This window comes from Halorubrum sp. ASP1 (assembly GCF_005435135.1).
GTDB lineage: Archaea > Halobacteriota > Halobacteria > Halobacteriales > Haloferacaceae > Halorubrum > Halorubrum tropicale.
In genome coordinates this window covers 250,791-267,800 of record NZ_SGUA01000001.1, presented here as the reverse complement: position 1 = coordinate 267,800, position 17,010 = coordinate 250,791, and the positions used below count along the sequence as shown (strand labels likewise).

Below are 17,010 nucleotides of genomic sequence, written 5' to 3'. Positions count from 1 at the left end.
CATGACCGACGCCGACACGCTCGCGGACCTGCGGACGGCGGCAGACTACCAGTTCGGGGCCGGCGCGGGCGACGCGCTGTTCCCGCCGGGCGACCCGCTCACCGTGCGCCGGTCGAGCGGCGGCCGCCCGCGACAGGTGATCGACGGCGACGTCGACGACACGCCCGGCAGCAGCGAGGGCGACCGGCTCGTCTCGTACGGCACCGACGGCCGGTTCACGCTCGGGCTCGCGGGCGGGAGAAGAATCCACAGGGCGTTCGCACCGCCCCGACACCGGATGGTCGTCGGCGAGGAGAGCGAGCCGTTCGTGCGCGAGGGGCGCAACGCGTTCGCGAAGTTCGTCACCGCGGCCGACGGCGGGATCCGGCCGGGCGACGAGGTGCTCGTCGTCGACGAGTCCGACGCGATATTCGGTGTCGGGCGCGCCGAGCTCTCCGGCGCGGAGGCCGAACAACTCGGCTCGGGCGTCGCCGTGAAGACGCGCGACGGGAACCCCGCAGACGGCGAATAGCGAATTTTTTGCGGTGGCGCGTGCCCGCGAGCGGCCGACGCGAAGCGGAGGCCGCGAGGCGGCACGCGCGAGGGACGCGGTGAGCGCTCGGAGAGCGCGAACCGCGAGGCTGGGGAGGTGTGAGGTGCGGTTGCGGTCGGGCGGGACTCGAAGGGGCAGTCGCGAGGCGACCAGAGGCGACGTAAGCACCGCAGAAGCGAGCAACGCGAGCGACGAGGAGCGCAGCGAGCGTCTGGTCGCCTCGCGGCTGGGGCTTCGGGGGTGTTCGTGTCGGTCGGTGGTCCGTGGACGAACTCATCGTGCGCCGAATCGACTTATAAGAATCCCGCCAGTCCGAGCGCCTCGATCAGCGGGACCCCGGCGACGACCGAGCCGATCAGGTAGCCGCCGATGGCGCCGCCGTTCAGGAGGGGAAGCCCCGCGTGCGGCCGCCCCTGTATCACCCACCGCATGAGGACGAGCAGCCCCGCGAGGGTCCCGACCATCGCCAGCAGCGAGGGGAGGTTGACGCCGAGGAGCGGGACCGCGAGGTCCCTCGCCGGCGAGAACGTCGCCGCGCTCGCGATCAGCACCGTCGGGATGACGGCGTCGCCGAGGCCGATGAAGAACGCGTCGCGGTCACCGGTGTCGGCGGGGTCGGCGGCCACGTCCTCGGCGTCATTCGCGTCCGCGACGGCGTCGTCGGCGTCCGCGTCGGAGCCCGTCGTCTCGCCGCCTTCCGCGTCCGACGCCGACTCGTCGCCGACCCCCGCGGCCTCGTCGCTGGCCGACCCGTCGTCGAGCAGCGAGTACGACAGCGACAGCGGGATCACCAGCACGACGGGGATGTTCAGGTCCATCACGCCCTCCGCGAGCGACAACATGTGTTCGGTGCCGTACACGGAGACCGCGTCGTAAACGGCGAGGACGGCGAGCAGGATCAGCGCGGGCAGGAGGCCGAAGGAGATGCCGAACAGCCCGGCGGCGCCGGCGCCCATCAACACACCGGCGGTGTCGATGACGTACCACTCGGGGTGGACGAGCAGGCCGACCGCGACCGCGACCGCCGGGACGGCGGCCGCGAGCGGCGGGACGAGCGCGGAGAACACGTACCACGAGAGCCACGCCGACACGCCGACGATCAGCAGCCGGATCGCCCCGTCGAAGTCGTACCGGAACGCCGCCAGCATCAGTCCGGTCATCACGACGATGGCCGCGACGTACACCACGCTGTTCACGGGGTTGTCCGGGTTCTCGACCGCCTGGTACCCGCTCTCGGCGAACTCGGGGACGAGCGCCAGCGCGCCCACCTGGACGATCAGGAACAGCCCGACGACGAAGGCGACGCCGCGGTACTCGCGGGGGAACATTCGACCGCCGGTTCGTCGGCCGAGGGTTTCGTCCTTGCGCTTCGGCCGCGCGCGGCGGCGACGGCGGTCACTGTTCGAGGAGCGGAGCGGAGCGCGAACAGAAGCGGGTTCGGGCTCGGTGTGGGAGCGGGTGGACCCGAACCCAAGCCGACGGACGACGGACGGTGGAAGCGAGTGGCCGACCGGCCCGCCCGGAACGGGATGGGGCCTGTCGGATTCGTCCGCGGCGTTTACTTCCTATCCCGAGCGACCTAAGAACCTACCGCCCGAGTTATCAGGAGAGATACTCGGAGTGTGAAAGAGACAAAACCGGACGGAACGAAGACGACGTTGGCCGTCGAGGGAACGAGGAAAAGGGGTGGGAGAGGTGGGAGGCGGGCGAAAGGCGAAGCGGCGGCGAGAGGCGGCGGGCGACGGCCGGACAGCGGACCCCCAGACTGTCGTCGGCGTCGCCGCCCGGGCGGTCGGGACGGGCGCGCGGATCGATTAACGCCGAATTCCAACGAGAAAAGCGTCGGTCTTCGGCAAAAGACGCTATGTCCCTCAGGCGTATAAATGTGTGAGATCCGGAACGGCGCGATCCGGCGAGACGGGATCCGGGCACGTGGGATCCGGCGAGGCGGGGTTTAGGCACGCCGGATCCGACGCCCCACGCGAGGCACGCGCGGGTCGGCTCACCGGCGGTCGCGCAGCGCCGGGAACTCCTCGCGGACCGCCGCGACCCGGTCGGGGTCCACCGTCGCGGTCACGACGCCCGGTTCGTCGCCGACCGACGCGAGCGCGGTCCCCCAGGGGTCGTACACCGCGCTCCGGCCGCAGAGCGCGTCGTCGCCGAACCGACCGCTCCCGTTGACCGCGGCGACGTACGCGAGGTTCTCGATGGCCCGCGCGCGGCCGAGCGTCCGCCAGTGTTCGATCCGCGGGTAGGGCCACGCGCTCGGCACCAGCACGCACTCGACGCCCCGATCGACCATCCCGCGGAACTGCTCCGGGAATCGGAGGTCGTAGCAGGTCGTCACGCCGATCGTGACGCCCCCGAGGTCGACCACGGGCGTCCGCTCGCCGGGGACCATCCGGTCCGTCTCCTCGGAGCCGTACCCGAAGAGGTGGCGCTTCCGGTAGACGAGGCGCCGTTCGCCGTCGGCGTCGAACAGCACCGCGGCGTTTGCGAGCCCGGACTCGGCCGGCACGTCGAGGCCGTCCGCGGCCGACGCGGACAGGTCCTCGACGACCGTGCCGGCCAGCACCGCCACGTCGTGGTCGTCGGCCGCGGCCGCGAACCGGGCGAGCCGGTCGCCGGCGAGGCTCTCAGCGGCCCGGCCGTACGCGTCGAACGCGAAGTAGCCCACGTCGAACAGCTCGGGGAGCACGACGAGGTCAGCTCCCTCGTCGGCGGCCGCCCGCACCCGGTCGAGCGCCCGGTCGACGTTCGCCGCGACCGCGCCGCCCTCGACCGCCAGTTGGACGCCGGCGAGCCTCATGCCGGCGAGGCGAGCGAAGCGCGGAGCGCGTCCTCCAAGTTGTCCAGCTCGGCGTCGAAGTTCCGCTTGAAGAAGGACTCGACGCCGGGGAGCTTCCCGTCGACGACGAACTCGTTGGCGAGCCGGCAGCCGCCGTCGGTCTCGGTGATCTCGTGTTCGCCGGTGACGCGGAAGGCCCGCGACTTCCCGACGAACTTCACTCGGTTCGGGGGGTCGCGGGCGATGTCCTTCGTCTCGACGTCGATCGTCGAGCGGATCATCGGGATGGGGAGCGCGACGTGCCAGGTCGCGCTGCCGTCGTCGTGTACCTCGAAGGAGTCGACCACGCTGATGGCGCCCGCGCGCTGCTCCGCGTCCGAGATGAACGCCCACACGTCGGCCGGCGGCGCGTCGAACTCGAACGTCCGGGAGACTCGAACGGTCATACGTACTCGTTTGGGACTACGGGGGTTAAAAATGCGCGTCGACGGTGTCGGGTGCGGGGGACGCGGTCGCCCGACGACCTCAACCCTCCGGGGTCACGCGCCAGGTGGTCGACTTCGCACGGCCCCACTTCTCGATGTCTACGTCCTCCGACTTCTCGGCGAGCCGCGGGAGCCGGGAGCCCACCTGCTTCGCGGTGAGGCCGATCGCGTCGGCGATCGTCTTCGAGCGAACGTACCGCTCACCACGGGTGACGCTGTCCGTGAGGTACGCGAGGATCCGCTGTTCCTCCTCGGTGTACTCGCTCATTACCAGACCTACGCGTCTGACGTCCTTAACGGTTTCTCGTCTTTCGCGGTCGGCCGACCGGTCCGGGGCGCGGACCGGTCAGTCGAACAGCTGGACCGCGCCGACGGCGAGCGTCGCGAAGAGGAACGCGCCCGCGAACCCCCACGCTTTCCCGAGCTGACCCGGGTACGCTGCCATCACGACGGCGCCGACGACCGCGATGGCGCCGAGCGCGAGCGCGACGCCGACCTCCTTGTCCGACTCGATGGAACCCTCGCTCATACGAGTCGCTTCGCGGGGGACCACTTAGTTCATGCGAACCGCGCGACACGCGTCGGGGAGACGGAAGGGAAGACTGCGGGCCGGACGCCGCGATCAGATGATCTCGACGTGGTCCGACGCCTCGTTGAGCGCGAGGTTCGCCGCGATCTCGGCGTTTCGCATGGCGTACTCCGCGGTGTGCTGGAGGCTGACGAGCACCTCCCGGGTCATGAGCAGCGTCTCGTTGTCCAGGTCGTTCGGGAGCTCGTCGAGAATCTCCTGTTCGCGGTCCTCCAACCGCGAGAACAGGTCGCGGCACTCGACCGTGAGGTCGTAGTCGCGCTCGACGACCGCCCGGACCGCGAGCGCCGTCAGCTCGTCAACCTGGTCGGTGAACTCGCGGATCTGCCGCATCGTCGCGCTGTCGACGTCGAGGGTATGCCCGTCCGCCTCCATCACGATCTCGGCGATGTCCTCCGCGTTGTCGGCGGTGAGTTCGAGGTTCTTCGCCACGGAGCGGTAGCCGATCAGCGGGAACCCCTCTTCGAGGCCCACCGCACGCGCGAGGTTGGGGTTTTGATAGGCGGTGAAGATGAGCCGGAGCAGGAGGACGAATATCTTGTTCGCCTGCCGCTCGCGGTTGAGCGCGCGTTGCGCGAGGTCGGGGTTGCCGTGGGCGAGCGCCTTCACGCCCTCGCCGCGCATCGTCGACCCCGTGTTCTCCAGGCGTTCGAGCAGGTTGTCGAGGGTGAAGTCCTCTGGGTCGACCGAACAGCGGATCGAGATGTCCTCCGGGGTCTCCTCGATGACGCCGAGCCCCATCAGCTGGGTCTCGGCCTTGTACACCGCGTTGATGTGCTCGCTGTCGAGCGCCCCCTCGCTGCGGACGTGGATCACGCGCCGCCCCAACACGTACTGTGCGACGATGGCGCGTTCGAGCGAGCGCGCGTCGAGCCCGTCGGCGTTGATCACCGCCTCCGACTCCTCGGTGCTCACCGACTCGGGAAGCACCGTGAGCGTCCCTTTCCCGCCCATCCGCAGCGACACCTCGTCGCCCTTGTTCACGCCGTGTTCCTGCGCCCACTCGGCCGGGAGAGTCATCGCCAGCGTCGACGGCCCCAGCCGCTGGACCTTCCGCGTTTCCATGCCCGACCGTACCGCCGGATAGACCTTAACCTTGTTCCCATGTTCATTATACGCCGAGCCGAATATACAAGGGATACTTGGCGCACCGCGGTGGGGGGTCGGACGCCGCCGCCGCGACGACGAGGCGGATCGAGGCCGAGATCGGATTCACGACGGATGGTCGGAGCGGGGACCGATCCGCGCGCTTATGTCGGTCAGGGTGAGAGAACGGGTATGACCGAGCGGGTACTCGTCGTCGACGACTCCTCCTTCCAGCGGACCGTCGTTCGGGACGCGCTGGCGGAGCGGTTCGAGGTCGTCGACGAGGCGGAGAACGGCGCAGAGGCGGTCGAACTCTTCGAGGCGTACGAGCCGGACGCGGTGTCGATGGACGTCGTGATGCCGGAGATGACCGGGATCGAGGCCACGGCGGCCATCAAGGACCGCTGGCCCGACGCGGTGATCGTGATGTGTACGAGCGTCGACCAGCAGGAGAAGATGATGGAGGCTGTGAAGGCGGGCGCCGACGGCTACGTGACGAAGCCCGTCGACGCCGAGGAGCTGGTCGGCGAGTTCGAGAGCCACCTCGGGTAGCGGCGCTCGGGGTCCGACGCGGGATCAGGCGGGATCGAACGAGCGGAGGATCGACGCGAGCGCGCTCGCCAGTTCCTCGAACCGGTCCATCTCCATCGAGTCGGTCGTCACCCACACGCCGTGGTCGTTGGCGATGACGCGCGTGAGGTATCCGTTCTCGAACACGCGGACCGTGAACTGGTAGTCGCCGAGCTGGGTGTTGGCGTACATCGACTGCGCGTGGAACCCCTGACGCTCGTTCTCGGCGAAGCCGACCAGGTCGGCGGTCCGGCTCAGGTCGCTGCGGAGGTACAGCTGGTCGACGTCCGCTTCCGTGAAGTACGTCAGGCTCCGCAGCTCGTCTCCCGTCGCGGTGCGGGCGGCGCTGAGCAGTTCCTCTGCGCGTTGGTCCGGTGGGTGGGGCATACACTCACGATCAATGTTCACATACATGAGCGTGTGGGTGGCCGCAGCCCCGGCCGGCGACCGGGAGGGACAGAGTTTACCGACTCCCCCGTGATCGCTCGTCTGATGAGCGACCACGACGACGTCTGCGTCCTGCTGCCGACGATGAACGAGGCCGAGACGGTCGCACGCGTCGTCGAGGACTTCCGGGACGCCGGCTTCGAGAACCTCCTCGTGATCGACGGCGGCTCGACCGACGGGACGCAGTCGATCGCCCGCGAGGCCGGCGCGCGCGTCGTGGAGCAGTCGGGGCGCGGCAAGGGGCAGGCGGTCAGGGAGGCGGTCAGGGACCACGTCCGGGCGCCGTACGTCCTGATGGCGGACGCGGACGCCACCTACGACGCGAGCGACGCGGCGGCGATGCTCGATCCCCTGCGCGACGGCGAGGCCGACCACGTCATCGGGAACCGGTTCGCGGACATGCGCCCGGGCGCGATGACCCGGCTCAACCGGATCGGAAACCGCCTCATCAACCTCGCGTTCCGGGCGATCCACCGCGAGAGCTACCGCGACATCCTCTCCGGGTACCGCGCGTTCACCCGCGAGTCGTTCCTGCGGCTCCACCTCACCGCCGACGGGTTCGGTATCGAGACGGAGATGGCCGTCGAATGCGTGAAGAACCGCGTCCCGGTCGCCGTGGTCCCGATCACGTACCGGGAGCGGCCCGGCGGCTCCGCGACGAACCTCCACCCGGTCCGGGACGGCGGCGTGATCTTCCTGGAGCTGTACCGGAAGGCGAAGACGAACAACCCGCTGTTCTACTTCGGAAGCGCCGGCGCGGCCGCGACCGCGGCGGGGCTGGCGATGGGCGCGTTCGTCCTCTACCGGTACCTCGCGTTCGGGATCAGCCACGAGATCGTCGCCGTCGGCGCGGTCGGCGCGACGATCCTCGGGATCCAGCTGCTCGTGTTCGGCGTCCTCGCCGACATGATTCACTCCCTCCACCGCGAGCAGATCGCGCGGTACGAGCGGGCGGCCGGCGACGGATCGACGGGGAGGTCGTCGGCCGACGGCGGCGACGGCCGAGCGATCGGAACGGAGGAGGTCGCCGCCTCGGGCCGCACGAACGAAGGGCGGGACGCCGGAACCGACAACGTTGCCGGTCAGGACGGTCGCGGCGACTGAAGGGCGTGCGCGAGGCCGGTCTGACCGGGACCGTGCGAAGTGGAACACGGCCTCGCCGGAACTCCCGGAGCCTGCTCCGGGAGGCGTCCGGAGATTATTCCGGAGACGCCGACTCCGCGTCCGAGGTCACTGAGCGGTTAGTTGGGGTAAATTTCGCGACGTAGATTGTGTCAAACTGCCACAGCCGTGTTGAAACGGACCCCGACAGACCGGTTTTCCCGCCCGGATACGCCGATTATCGAAACGGATGTAAGGTGATCGTCCCCGACAACTGTCCCGAAGTCTGAAGTTTTTTATACACACGCTCGTATCGGATTGTATGCCACGGCGAAACATTGAGGATCGTGATGATTCTCGGCATATCAGCCGGCGACAATGGCTCTCCGCGCTCGGTATGGCCGGCGCAGTGACGCTCGCCGGTTGTTCCGGAAACGGCGAAACCAACTCCGACAGCGGCTCCGGTTCGGATGATATCAGTCAGGAAGAAATATACGCGACGGCCGCGGCATCCTCCTTCTCAACACTCAACCCGATATACAACGACGAAAACGGCGCCGGGAATGCGATCGCCCGCGCCCTTGACTTAGGGTACACGTTTGACGAGGAGAACGAGTACGTTCCACTCCTCTATGACATGTCCACCGAGGACGGCGAGGTGTGGACGTTCAAGATTCGTGAGGGACTCGAATTCAGCGATCCGTACGGTGAAGTGACCGCGAGTGACTTTGTCTACCTCATCCAAGAGGTTCATCAGAGCACCTGGGCCAGTTCGGTCGCGTCAGCGAGTTGGGACGGGGTCACAGTCGAAGAGACCGGCGAATACGAGTTCCAGGCCACGCTGAACACGCCACAGCTCCTCTGGCCCGAGAGTTTTGACCCCCAGCTGTACCCGATTCCGCAGGGCCTCCTTGAGCCGTACGTCGAGGAGGAGGACGCAGAAGGGCTTCGACAGGACGAGGAACTGCTAGAACTCCAGTTCTCAGGGAATCTCGGTCCGTACGTCCTTGACGAGTGGCAGCGGGACGGCGGGACCCGCTACAGCCGAAACGACGACTACTACCTCCAAGATGCGGACGATCTCCCGGACGTGTTCAACGAAGCCCCGTACTTCGAGAAGGCCGAAATCCGTGTGATCGGTGAGCAAGCCTCGCGACTCGGTGCGCTGGAGACCGGGGAGGTCGACACGGCGTCGATCCCGCCGAACCAGGTCAAGTCGTATCAGAACAATGACGAAATATACGTCAACCAGATCCCGCAGCCGTACAACGAGAAGATATCGGTCAACATGCGGGACAACGGTTGGACGACCGGGCCGGGGAACATGTTCCGGCACGTGCCGTTCCGACAGGCGATGGCCGCTGCGATCGACAAGCAGGGGCTTATTGAAGGCGTGTTCCGCGACTTCGCGGAGACGCACTTCACCTGGCAGCCGAGGTTCAGTAACTTCTATCCGCCCGAGAGCGACATCCCTCAGTTCGGCGTCGGTGATAGCTACGGGAGCGAAGTGGCCCGCGGGCTGGCAGAGGACGCGTTCGAGCAGTCCGAGTACGACTACCGGTTCGACGGTGAGACGATGGTCGACCCCGACGGGAACCAGGTCCAGCTTAGCCTCTACCACAGCGCCGGACAGAACACCGAGCAACTAATGGCCGACTTCATCGCACAGGAGCTCGGTGAGAACCTCGGCATAAGCGTGAACGTTGAGGCGATCGACGGGACCAGATTCAACAACGAGTACTGGACTCAGACCGACTTCCCCACTCCGGAGACGAACGATGACGGCGAGGTCGTCAGCGTGCCGGAGGAGCTCGTCGACACGGTGAACGGCGAGAGAGTAGAGTGGACTCAACCTGCCTCCACCAACCCCGGCCCGCGCAACATCACGTCGAACGAGTCGTGGGACATGGAAGTCGTGTTCGGCCTGAACACGTACCCGCGGAATCCGCTTGCAAACAGCGTCTTCTTCGAGGGCGCGAATCCGCTCTACAACCCTGTCGGTTACTACCCGGGATTCGACGCGGAGCAGCTGTTCGAGAACGCGCGGCAGGCGACGTCCGAGGAGGAGCTGGCGAACGCGCTCGTGGAACTGTTCGCCAACCTCGCGGAGGAGCAGCCGTACATCATGCTCGCGTTCCCCGACAGCACGGTCGGATACCGTGAGGGGCTCGAAGGTCCCATCGAGAACTTCTCCAACGGCTGGAACCTCCCGGCGTGGAGATACGAGGGGTAGAGCGGCTCACCTTCACCACACGTTTCTCACGATATCAACATGGGATTTGGAAGGTACGTTACCGCTCGTGTCCTCTGGGCAGGAGTCGTATCGCTCATCATCACTACGATCACGTTTCTGCTCCTGTCGGCCGCGCCGAACCCGGACGTACAGCGGGCCGCAACGCAGGCGGCTCTACAGGGAGGCGACCCAGCGGAGGCCGTAGAGCGGGCCAGGGAGCTCCGAGGGCTCGACGAACCGCTCTACGTCAGGTACTTCGACTTCATTCAGGGCGTGTACACCCTCGACTGGGGATGGTCGAGCAGTCGGAGTCAGCCGGTCATCGAGGCGGTCGGGAACGCGCTGTACTACACCGCGCAGTACTCGATTCCGTGGACGATCCTCACGGTCATCCTCGGGCCCCTCGTGGGCGTGTACTCCGCCGCAAACATGTACAGTTGGCGGGACCACGCGGCGACCGGGTTCGCCTTCTTCGGTTACGCCATCCCGAATTTCTTCTTCGGCATCATCCTTCTACTGGTCTTCGGTGTGTGGCTAGAGGTGATTCCGATTGTGTACAACACGGATGTTTCGGTCTTCAGCGTCGAAAACGCGGTTCAACTGGCGATTCCGGTGTTCGTATTGGTGACCGGTTCGATCGGCGCGGTCATGCGCGTCTCTCGGAACGAGTCGGCCGAGTTCCAGAACGCGGACTTCATGAAGACGGCGAAGGCCAAGGGGATGTCACCGCTTCGCGCGTACGCGTACCACGTCATGCGGCCGACGCTCGTCCCCCTCTCGACGACGCTCGTCGGACAGCTCCTCGCGCTGTTCCTCGGGTCGTCGCTGCTCGTCGAGGTCGTGTTCGGAATACCCGGACTCGGCCGGCTCACCTTCGAAGCACTGCTCTCACAGGACACGAACCTTGTGCTGGGAACGACGCTGTTCTTCACGTTCGTCGCCGTCGTGGGGAACCTTATCGAGGACCTCGTGTTTACCGTGCTTGACCCGCGTATCAGCTACGATGATAGGTAACTCAACAGAAAACAATGGCAACTGAAGGCTCGGAACGGTTCGATCAAGTCGACTGGAGCAACCTCTCACGGTCCGGGCGGTTTGACCTGTCGGTCAATTCGATCGGGATGCTGGTGACGACCTTCCCGCTCGTGTTGCTCGCCGTGTACGACTGGCAGTTCATCGGTCAGCGGACACCGACTTTCGGGTTCATCGGGCTCGACCGGACGCTGGAGACAGTCGACTTCTTCTTTATTTTCACGCTGTTCTTGGCGTTCTGGTACCTCGTCTTGCCGCTGTACCAGAACCCGCGGATGACGCGGTACTACTGGAAGGAGTTCAAGCGCAACCGGCCGGCGGTCGTGAGCATGATCTGGCTCGGGATCGTGTTCGTGGGCGGGATCATCGGGCCGCTGGTAATGAGCGCACCGCAACAGGAACTGCTCGTCGCCTACCAGCCACCGGTGTTCACCTCTGTCGTCCAGTCAACGCCGGCGACCTGCGTCGGCGAAGTCATGAACGGGCGTTGTTACGGGACCTGGCAGTACCCGCTCGGAACGACGAACGCGGGCCGGGACGTGTTCACGATGATCGTCTACGGGATGACGATCAGCATGCAGATCGCGTTCATCACGACGACCATCGTCGCGACGATCGGTATCACGTTCGGTACGCTGAGCGCGTACTCTGGCGGGTGGGTCGACGAGATCATGATGCGCTTCGTCGACATCATCCTCTCGTTCCCGACGTTCCTGATGTTCCTGCTCATCTTATACATCTACGGCGGCGGTTTGGGCATGTTCATCGTCGTGTTCTCTCTGTTCGCGTGGGGGGGAACCGCCAGATACGTCCGCAGCAAATCGCTGTCAATCTCCGAAGAGGAGTTCATTAAGGCGAGCCGGATCAGTGGCGCGAGCACGTATCAGGTGATCCGCGGCCACGTGGTGCCGAACGTAGCGAGCAGCATCATCACCCAGCTCACGCTTCTCATCCCCGGCTTCCTGCTGTTCGAGGCGCAGTTGGCGTTCCTCGGCGTCGGCGACTCGACGGTGCCCTCGTGGGGACAGCTCATCTCGGCTGGACGGAGTGACCTCTCGTACGCTCCATGGATCGTGTTGGCGCCCGGTATCGTACTGTTCTTGACAATCCTCGCGTTCAACTTCCTCGGCGACGCGCTGTTGGACGCGCTGAACCCCGAAGCGGAGGCAGAGAACGAATAATGTCCGACGATCAGCCACTACTCGAGGTCGAAGACCTCACGACGACGTTCAGCACCGACGACGGAACGCTCACCGCAGTGGACGGGGTCGACTTCAGCGTCGACACCGGCGAGACGGTATGTATCGTCGGCGAATCTGGATCCGGAAAAACGGTCGCGACGGAGTCGATCACCAAGATCATCAACACCCCACCGGGAGAGATCGAAGGGTCCGTCGGATACAAGGGCCGCGACCTGCAGTCGATGCCCGAGTCTGAAATCCGACAGATCCGGGGCAACGACATCGCGCATATCTTCCAGAACCCGCAGGAGGCGATGAACCACTGTTACACCGTCGGGTGGCAGATCACCGAGGCGCTCCAGATCCACCAAGACGTCTCCGACGAGGAGGCGCGTACAAAGGCGGTCGACCTGATGGACCGCGTCGGGATTGCGAACGCGAGTTCGCGGTTCGACGACTATCCACACGAGTTCTCCGGCGGACAGAAGCAGCGGATAATGATCGCGATGGCCCTCGTCGGCGACCCCGACCTGCTCATCGCGGACGAGCCGACAACGGCGCTTGACGTGACGGTCCAAGCGCAGATCCTGGAACTACTCGACGACCTACAAGACGAGTTCGAGATGGGGATCCTGTTCGTCACGCACGACCTCGGTGTCGTCGCACAGATCGCCGACCGGATCGTGGTGATGTACGCTGGGAAGGTCATGGAACGCGGCAGTGTGCTCGACATCTTCGACAATCCCGCACACCCGTACACTCAGCAGTTGCTGGAGTGCCTGCCGGAGTTCGGCGGCACAGGAGGCGGAATACCGGGGACGCTCCCGGACCCGCACAATCCACCGGACGGCTGTCGGTTCGCGCCGCGCTGTGAGTATGCCGAAGAGGCGTGCCGAACCGGTGAGCAGCCGGAGGAAGTCGAGGTCGAACCCGGCCAGTGGGTCTCCTGCGTCCACTACGATCCGGGCGGCGATCCCTCAGTGATCAGCGGAGGGGAGTTCGGAATCGCCGGCGCGGCGGACGGCGACAGCGAGGTGGGTCCCGCCGATGACTGAGCCGCTACTTTCGGTCCGCGACCTGAAGAAGCACTACCCGATCCGGAAGGGAGTGTTCAACCGGCAGGTCGGTGCCGCGCGCGCCGTCGACGGGATCAGTTTCGACATCGAGGAAGGCGAAACGCTGGGGCTTGTCGGCGAGTCAGGCTGCGGGAAGTCAACCGCGGCCAGTTCGGTCATCCGTCTGGAGGAACCGACGGCTGGCGAAGTCATCTTCAACGGCAACGGACGCGGCAGCGCGAGCCGGAACCCAGATGGGACTCACCCGAACGACGTGACGGAGTTCGGCGACGACGAATTGAAGACATTCCGCCGGGGCGCGCAAATGATCTTTCAAGACCCGTCGTCGAGCTTCGACCCACGGATGTCCGTCGGCAACGGGGTCGGTGAACTCCTGAAGGTCCACGGGATGAGCGACCGCCACCGGCGCCGCGCCATCGTCGAGGACCTGCTCGAACGCGTCGGGCTCTCGGCGAACGACTTCGACCGGTATCCGCACGAGTTCTCCGGCGGGCAGAAACAGCGGATCGCGCTCGCCCGGGCGCTCGTGTTGAACCCGGACCTCATCATCGCCGACGAACCGGTGAGCGCGCTCGACGTCTCCATCCAGGCGGAGATCCTCTCGCTGATCAACGATCTTCAGGACGAATTCGGGCTGTCGCTGCTATTCATCAGCCACGACATGTCCGTTATCCGCCAGATCTGCGACCGCGTCGCCGTGATGTACCTCGGCGAGATCGTCGAGATCGGCCCGGTCGAGGAGATCTTCACCAACCCACAGCATCCCTATACCGAGGCGCTGCTCTCCTCGATCCCGACGCCGGACCCGCGCGCGAGCGTCGGCGGCATCGAGCTGAAGGGCACCGTCCCGAGCCCGACGAACCCGCCGAGCGGCTGTCGGTTCCACACGCGGTGTCACAAGGTGATCCAGCCCGACGGCGTCGACATCGACCAAGAGGACTGGCGGGGTCTATTGAACCTGCGCGACAAGGTCGCAACCGGCGAGATTGACATCGAACAGGTCCGTGAGAATGTTGCTGCTAGCGGGACCCAACCGACCGACTCGGAAGTCCGAGCAGAGATCCGACGTGAGTTCGACATCAGCGAGACGGTCGATGACGCCGATCTGGAGGAGACACTTTCGGAGGCGATGAACCTGCTATTGGGGGACAACGCCGAGATGGCCGACGAGTTGCTCTCGAACAAGATCACGACGCCGTGCGCCGAGACCGCGCCCGAACAGACGGTTCACGGACCCGACCACGAGTCCGCCTGCCTCCTCCACGGGGAGCGGACACCCGCGGAGCCGAACCCCGCGGACGACTGATCCGGGCGCGACCCGAGTTGGCGATATTTACTCGGCCGCCGAACCGACCGACGACGGATCGACCCGTCGCGGTTCCGGAACGTCCGCGTCCGGCGGGGCCACCGCCACGTCGCCGCGCGATTCTCCGTCCGGCTCGCCGTCGCCGGCCGGCGGCGCGAGTACTGCCGTCGCACTGACCGAGAGCGGCGCGACGAGCCCGGCCGCGAGCGCCGGCGGATCGGAGAAGGGGAGACGGAAGACGACGCGCGTCCCCTCGTCGATCGCGCCGGCCTCGACGGCCGCCGCCGCGGTCGAACACAACTCGCGGTGGCTGAACGCCCGGTCCGGCCCGACGACCGCGTCATCGGCGGGGGCGACGTCGCTCGGCGGCGTTCCCGGATTCTCGCTCCACAGTTCCTGTTCCCAGTGCGTGGTCTCGGGGCGCTCCGGCGACCCGCCGAACGCGGCGAGGTTCGTGCCCGGCGCCGGGTCGAAGGCGGCGGCGGTCGCGACCGGCGCGAGCACGACGCGGTCGCCGGCCTCGATCCCCGCCACTGGGTCGAACCGGACCGGTGCGCCGACGGCGCCGGCGCCGAGGAACGCGAGCGTCGTGTGAAAGCCCGGCGTCGGGTCGACGGCGACGGTCGCGCCCGTGCGGACGCCGAGGTACCGGAGCACGTTCGCCGCCTTGTACCCGTTCGTGATCAGGTCGTGGTAGCTCCGCTCCCGGCCGTCAGCCGTGACGAGCGCCGTCTCGCGAGTGCGTCGATCGCGCGCGAGCAGATCCCCGACGAGGTCCATACGCGACGTTCGGGGCGCCCGAGCCTTAACGCTGCGGCGCCGACGAAACGGGTCCGTGGTCAACCGCGCTGCGGGCGGGGGGAGAGGCGGGAGAACGCGCTCTCGCGGCGGCGTCACGGGGCGCCGGAGGTGACCATCGTCAAGCCGGCGTCACGGGGCGCCGGCGATGACCATCTTCGAGCCGTCGGCCGAGAAGGCGAGGTCCCGGGTGGACCCGGGGTCGACGCGGACCGCGTCGCCGGGAGCGAGGTCGACGGCGTCCCCGTCCACCGTGAGCGTCGCCTCGCCGTGGAGCAGCACGTACACCTCCTCGTGATCGCCGTCGGCGTGGTCGTGTTCCATGCCCTCCCAGCCGGCGTCGGCCTCGACGACGGTCACGCCGAGGCGCTCGCAGTCGAGCGCGTCGCGGAGGAAGTACATGCCGGGCGCGCGCGGTTCGACGTCGTCGTAGGCGGTCGTGTCGTAGCCCATGCGCCGACGGACGACTCGGAGGGACGAAAAGCTATGGGCCGCGAAATGAGAGCGGTCCGAGCGCCGGACGAGGGCCCCGCTCCGCTCAGAACGAGCTCTTCAGCTTCTCGAAGAACCCGCCGCCGACGTCGATGTCCTCGCCGCCGGCCTCGGCGAACGCCTCCAGTGCCTCGCGCTGCTCGTCGTTGAGCGACTCGGGGACGACGACGGCGACCTGCACGTAGAGGTCCCCCCGTCCGCGGCGCCGGAGCCGGGGCATCCCCTTCCCCTGGAGGCGGAACGTCTCGCCGCTCTGCGTCCCCGCGGGGACGTCCATCTCGACGCTGCCGTCGACCGTCTCCACCTCGACGGTGTCGCCGAAGACGGCCTGCGGGAAGGAGATGGCCTCGTTGACGCGGAGGTCGTCGCCGTCGCGCTCGAACCGGTCGCCGACGTCGACGTCGACCTCGATGAGGAGGTCCCCCTTCGGGCCGCCGTTCTCGCCGGGCGCGCCCTCGCGCTCCATCCGGAGGCTCTGTCCGGAGCGGATCCCGGCCGGGATCTCGACCGAGAGCGTCGCCTCCTCGCGGACGACGCCGTCGCCGCCGCAGTCCGGGCAGTCCTCGCTGTACAGTTCGCCCTCGCCCTCACAGCGGGGGCACGTCGAGGTCTGCTGGACGCGCCCGAGCGGCGTCTGCTGGACCTGCTGGACCTGCCCGCGGCCGTTACACTGCGGACACGTCTCCACGTCCGCGCCCGGGGGGTGGCCCGCGCCGTCGCAGGTGGCGCAGGTGGTGGGTCGCGTGAGCGTGACCTCCTTGGTCGCGCCCTCGAACGCCTCTTCGAGGTCGATGGTCAGCCCGGTCTTGAGGTCGCGTCCCTGCCGCGGCCGGTCGCCGCCGCCACCGCCGCCGCGGCCGCGACCGCCGCCGCCACCGAAGAACTGGTTGAAGATGTCCTCGAAGCCGCCGGCGCCCCCGGCGCCGCCCGCGCCGCCGAAGGGCCCGCCGGCGCCGCCCGGGCCACCGCCGCCGGTCGCGCCGCGCTTGTCGGCCTCGGTGAACCGGTCGTGGCCCATCTGGTCGTACTGCTGTCGCTTCTGCTCGTCGGTGAGCACCTCCTTGGCCTTCTGGATCTTCTTGAACCGCTCCTCGGCGTTCTCGGCGTCGCTGACGTCGGGATGATGTTCTGCGGCCTGTTTGCGGTACGCCTTCTTTATCTCCTCCTCGCTGGCGTCCCGCGACACGCCGAGGACGTCGTAGAAATCTTCGCTCATGCGTTGCTTTCGTTGGTTGGTGTTGATCGACGGGTCGATTTAAACGGCGGGGTCGCGGCGTCGAGAATCGGGTCGGAG

At 67.0% G+C, this 17,010-nt stretch carries 19 protein-coding genes; 9 read left to right on the top strand and 10 right to left on the bottom strand.

All coding sequences use genetic code 11. The annotated features are described in order from the left end of the window. Nucleotide 1 precedes the first annotated feature (1 nt). Nucleotides 2-511, top strand: a complete 510-nt coding sequence (locus tag EXE48_RS01390) for a PUA domain-containing protein (protein ID WP_137704806.1) — start codon at nucleotides 2-4, stop codon at nucleotides 509-511. 314 nt (nucleotides 512-825) lie between these two features. Here the strand turns inward: EXE48_RS01390 and EXE48_RS01385 are convergent, their stop codons facing one another. Next, the gene (locus EXE48_RS01385; protein WP_053771587.1) at nucleotides 826-1,860 is read right to left on the bottom strand and encodes a presenilin family intramembrane aspartyl protease PSH; all 1,035 of its coding nucleotides are present in this window, start codon (nucleotides 1,858-1,860) and stop codon (nucleotides 826-828) included. 358 nt (nucleotides 1,861-2,218) lie between these two features. Between EXE48_RS01385 and EXE48_RS19190 the strand changes: the two genes are divergently transcribed. Further along, entirely contained in the window at nucleotides 2,219-2,350 is a 132-nt protein-coding gene (locus EXE48_RS19190) for a hypothetical protein (protein WP_274595423.1), read from the top strand. A gap of 184 nt (nucleotides 2,351-2,534) precedes the next feature. Here the strand turns inward: EXE48_RS19190 and EXE48_RS01380 are convergent, their stop codons facing one another. From EXE48_RS01380 to EXE48_RS01360, 5 genes are all read right to left on the bottom strand, one after another. Continuing rightward, nucleotides 2,535-3,341 carry a nitrilase-related carbon-nitrogen hydrolase gene (locus EXE48_RS01380; protein WP_137710613.1) on the bottom strand — a complete coding sequence of 269 codons (807 nt, stop codon included), beginning with the start codon at nucleotides 3,339-3,341 and terminating at the stop codon, nucleotides 2,535-2,537. Then, entirely contained in the window at nucleotides 3,338-3,766 is a 429-nt protein-coding gene (locus tag EXE48_RS01375) for an SRPBCC family protein (protein WP_053771589.1), read from the bottom strand. The genes EXE48_RS01380 and EXE48_RS01375 overlap by 4 nt, the downstream gene beginning before the upstream one ends. Before the next feature lie 79 nt (nucleotides 3,767-3,845). Next, on the bottom strand, nucleotides 3,846-4,073 hold the full coding sequence (locus EXE48_RS01370; protein ID WP_053771590.1) for a DUF7123 family protein: 228 nt from the start codon (nucleotides 4,071-4,073) through the stop codon (nucleotides 3,846-3,848). A gap of 78 nt (nucleotides 4,074-4,151) precedes the next feature. Continuing rightward, nucleotides 4,152-4,334: a DUF7525 family protein gene (locus EXE48_RS01365; protein WP_053771591.1), complete on the bottom strand. Its 183-nt coding sequence runs from the start codon at nucleotides 4,332-4,334 to the stop codon at nucleotides 4,152-4,154. A 93-nt stretch (nucleotides 4,335-4,427) separates the two neighbouring features. Continuing rightward, nucleotides 4,428-5,459, bottom strand: a complete 1,032-nt coding sequence (locus EXE48_RS01360; protein WP_053771592.1) for a phosphate signaling complex PhoU family protein — start codon at nucleotides 5,457-5,459, stop codon at nucleotides 4,428-4,430. A 213-nt stretch (nucleotides 5,460-5,672) separates the two neighbouring features. Here EXE48_RS01360 and EXE48_RS01355 point away from each other — a divergent pair, with 213 nt between their 5' ends. Then, on the top strand, nucleotides 5,673-6,032 hold the full coding sequence (locus EXE48_RS01355; protein ID WP_053771593.1) for a response regulator: 360 nt from the start codon (nucleotides 5,673-5,675) through the stop codon (nucleotides 6,030-6,032). Between the two features lie 24 nt (nucleotides 6,033-6,056). Here EXE48_RS01355 and EXE48_RS01350 read toward each other — a convergent pair whose 3' ends face one another. Next, nucleotides 6,057-6,437 carry a DUF7522 family protein gene (locus EXE48_RS01350; RefSeq protein WP_121561847.1) on the bottom strand — a complete coding sequence of 127 codons (381 nt, stop codon included), beginning with the start codon at nucleotides 6,435-6,437 and terminating at the stop codon, nucleotides 6,057-6,059. A gap of 105 nt (nucleotides 6,438-6,542) precedes the next feature. On the opposite strand from EXE48_RS01350, the gene aglJ reads away from it, so the two are divergent. From aglJ to EXE48_RS01320, 6 genes are all read left to right on the top strand, one after another. Next, nucleotides 6,543-7,601, top strand: a complete 1,059-nt coding sequence (gene aglJ, locus EXE48_RS01345) for an S-layer glycoprotein N-glycosyltransferase AglJ (protein WP_121599154.1) — start codon at nucleotides 6,543-6,545, stop codon at nucleotides 7,599-7,601. 319 nt (nucleotides 7,602-7,920) lie between these two features. Next, nucleotides 7,921-9,831 carry an ABC transporter substrate-binding protein gene (locus EXE48_RS01340; protein WP_053771596.1) on the top strand — a complete coding sequence of 637 codons (1,911 nt, stop codon included), beginning with the start codon at nucleotides 7,921-7,923 and terminating at the stop codon, nucleotides 9,829-9,831. Nucleotides 9,832-9,870: 39 nt separating this feature from the next. Next, nucleotides 9,871-10,845 carry an ABC transporter permease gene (locus EXE48_RS01335; RefSeq protein ID WP_053771597.1) on the top strand — a complete coding sequence of 325 codons (975 nt, stop codon included), beginning with the start codon at nucleotides 9,871-9,873 and terminating at the stop codon, nucleotides 10,843-10,845. 14 nt (nucleotides 10,846-10,859) lie between these two features. Continuing rightward, nucleotides 10,860-12,044 (top strand): ABC transporter permease, encoded by a 1,185-nt coding sequence (locus tag EXE48_RS01330; protein ID WP_053771598.1) that lies wholly within the window; start codon nucleotides 10,860-10,862, stop codon nucleotides 12,042-12,044. Further along, on the top strand, nucleotides 12,044-13,099 hold the full coding sequence (locus tag EXE48_RS01325) for an ABC transporter ATP-binding protein (protein WP_053771599.1): 1,056 nt from the start codon (nucleotides 12,044-12,046) through the stop codon (nucleotides 13,097-13,099). Before EXE48_RS01330 ends, EXE48_RS01325 begins: the two co-directional genes overlap by 1 nt. Next, complete coding sequence (locus tag EXE48_RS01320) at nucleotides 13,092-14,426, top strand: ABC transporter ATP-binding protein (protein ID WP_053771600.1); 1,335 nt, start codon at nucleotides 13,092-13,094, stop codon at nucleotides 14,424-14,426. The genes EXE48_RS01325 and EXE48_RS01320 overlap by 8 nt, the downstream gene beginning before the upstream one ends. Before the next feature lie 27 nt (nucleotides 14,427-14,453). On the opposite strand, the gene EXE48_RS01315 is transcribed toward EXE48_RS01320, so the two are convergent. The 3 genes from EXE48_RS01315 to dnaJ all read right to left on the bottom strand — a co-directional run bounded on the left by EXE48_RS01315 (nucleotide 14,454) and on the right by dnaJ (nucleotide 16,932). Beyond that, nucleotides 14,454-15,206, bottom strand: a complete 753-nt coding sequence (locus tag EXE48_RS01315) for a hypothetical protein (protein WP_137704803.1) — start codon at nucleotides 15,204-15,206, stop codon at nucleotides 14,454-14,456. Nucleotides 15,207-15,356: 150 nt separating this feature from the next. Beyond that, nucleotides 15,357-15,677: a cupin domain-containing protein gene (locus EXE48_RS01310; protein WP_053771602.1), complete on the bottom strand. Its 321-nt coding sequence runs from the start codon at nucleotides 15,675-15,677 to the stop codon at nucleotides 15,357-15,359. A gap of 85 nt (nucleotides 15,678-15,762) precedes the next feature. After that, entirely contained in the window at nucleotides 15,763-16,932 is a 1,170-nt protein-coding gene (gene dnaJ, locus EXE48_RS01305) for a molecular chaperone DnaJ (protein WP_137704802.1), read from the bottom strand. Between the last annotated feature and the right edge of the window lie 78 nt (nucleotides 16,933-17,010).

Bases quoted from the DNA above. Each gene is read 5' to 3' on its own strand.
- EXE48_RS01390 (WP_137704806.1), top strand. From the start codon at position 2: ATGACCGACGCCGACACGCTCGCGGACCTGCGGACGGCGGCAGACTAC.
- EXE48_RS01385 (WP_053771587.1), bottom strand. From the start codon at position 1,860: ATGTTCCCCCGCGAGTACCGCGGCGTCGCCTTCGTCGTCGGGCTGTTC.
- EXE48_RS01380 (WP_137710613.1), bottom strand. From the start codon at position 3,341: ATGAGGCTCGCCGGCGTCCAACTGGCGGTCGAGGGCGGCGCGGTCGCG.
- EXE48_RS01375 (WP_053771589.1), bottom strand. From the start codon at position 3,766: ATGACCGTTCGAGTCTCCCGGACGTTCGAGTTCGACGCGCCGCCGGCC.
- EXE48_RS01370 (WP_053771590.1), bottom strand. From the start codon at position 4,073: ATGAGCGAGTACACCGAGGAGGAACAGCGGATCCTCGCGTACCTCACG.
- EXE48_RS01365 (WP_053771591.1), bottom strand. From the start codon at position 4,334: ATGAGCGAGGGTTCCATCGAGTCGGACAAGGAGGTCGGCGTCGCGCTC.
- EXE48_RS01360 (WP_053771592.1), bottom strand. From the start codon at position 5,459: ATGGAAACGCGGAAGGTCCAGCGGCTGGGGCCGTCGACGCTGGCGATG.
- EXE48_RS01355 (WP_053771593.1), top strand. From the start codon at position 5,673: ATGACCGAGCGGGTACTCGTCGTCGACGACTCCTCCTTCCAGCGGACC.
- EXE48_RS01350 (WP_121561847.1), bottom strand. From the start codon at position 6,437: ATGCCCCACCCACCGGACCAACGCGCAGAGGAACTGCTCAGCGCCGCC.
- aglJ (WP_121599154.1), top strand. From the start codon at position 6,543: ATGAGCGACCACGACGACGTCTGCGTCCTGCTGCCGACGATGAACGAG.
- EXE48_RS01340 (WP_053771596.1), top strand. From the start codon at position 7,921: ATGCCACGGCGAAACATTGAGGATCGTGATGATTCTCGGCATATCAGC.
- EXE48_RS01335 (WP_053771597.1), top strand. From the start codon at position 9,871: ATGGGATTTGGAAGGTACGTTACCGCTCGTGTCCTCTGGGCAGGAGTC.
- EXE48_RS01330 (WP_053771598.1), top strand. From the start codon at position 10,860: ATGGCAACTGAAGGCTCGGAACGGTTCGATCAAGTCGACTGGAGCAAC.
- EXE48_RS01325 (WP_053771599.1), top strand. From the start codon at position 12,044: ATGTCCGACGATCAGCCACTACTCGAGGTCGAAGACCTCACGACGACG.
- EXE48_RS01320 (WP_053771600.1), top strand. From the start codon at position 13,092: ATGACTGAGCCGCTACTTTCGGTCCGCGACCTGAAGAAGCACTACCCG.
- EXE48_RS01315 (WP_137704803.1), bottom strand. From the start codon at position 15,206: ATGGACCTCGTCGGGGATCTGCTCGCGCGCGATCGACGCACTCGCGAG.
- EXE48_RS01310 (WP_053771602.1), bottom strand. From the start codon at position 15,677: ATGGGCTACGACACGACCGCCTACGACGACGTCGAACCGCGCGCGCCC.
- dnaJ (WP_137704802.1), bottom strand. From the start codon at position 16,932: ATGAGCGAAGATTTCTACGACGTCCTCGGCGTGTCGCGGGACGCCAGC.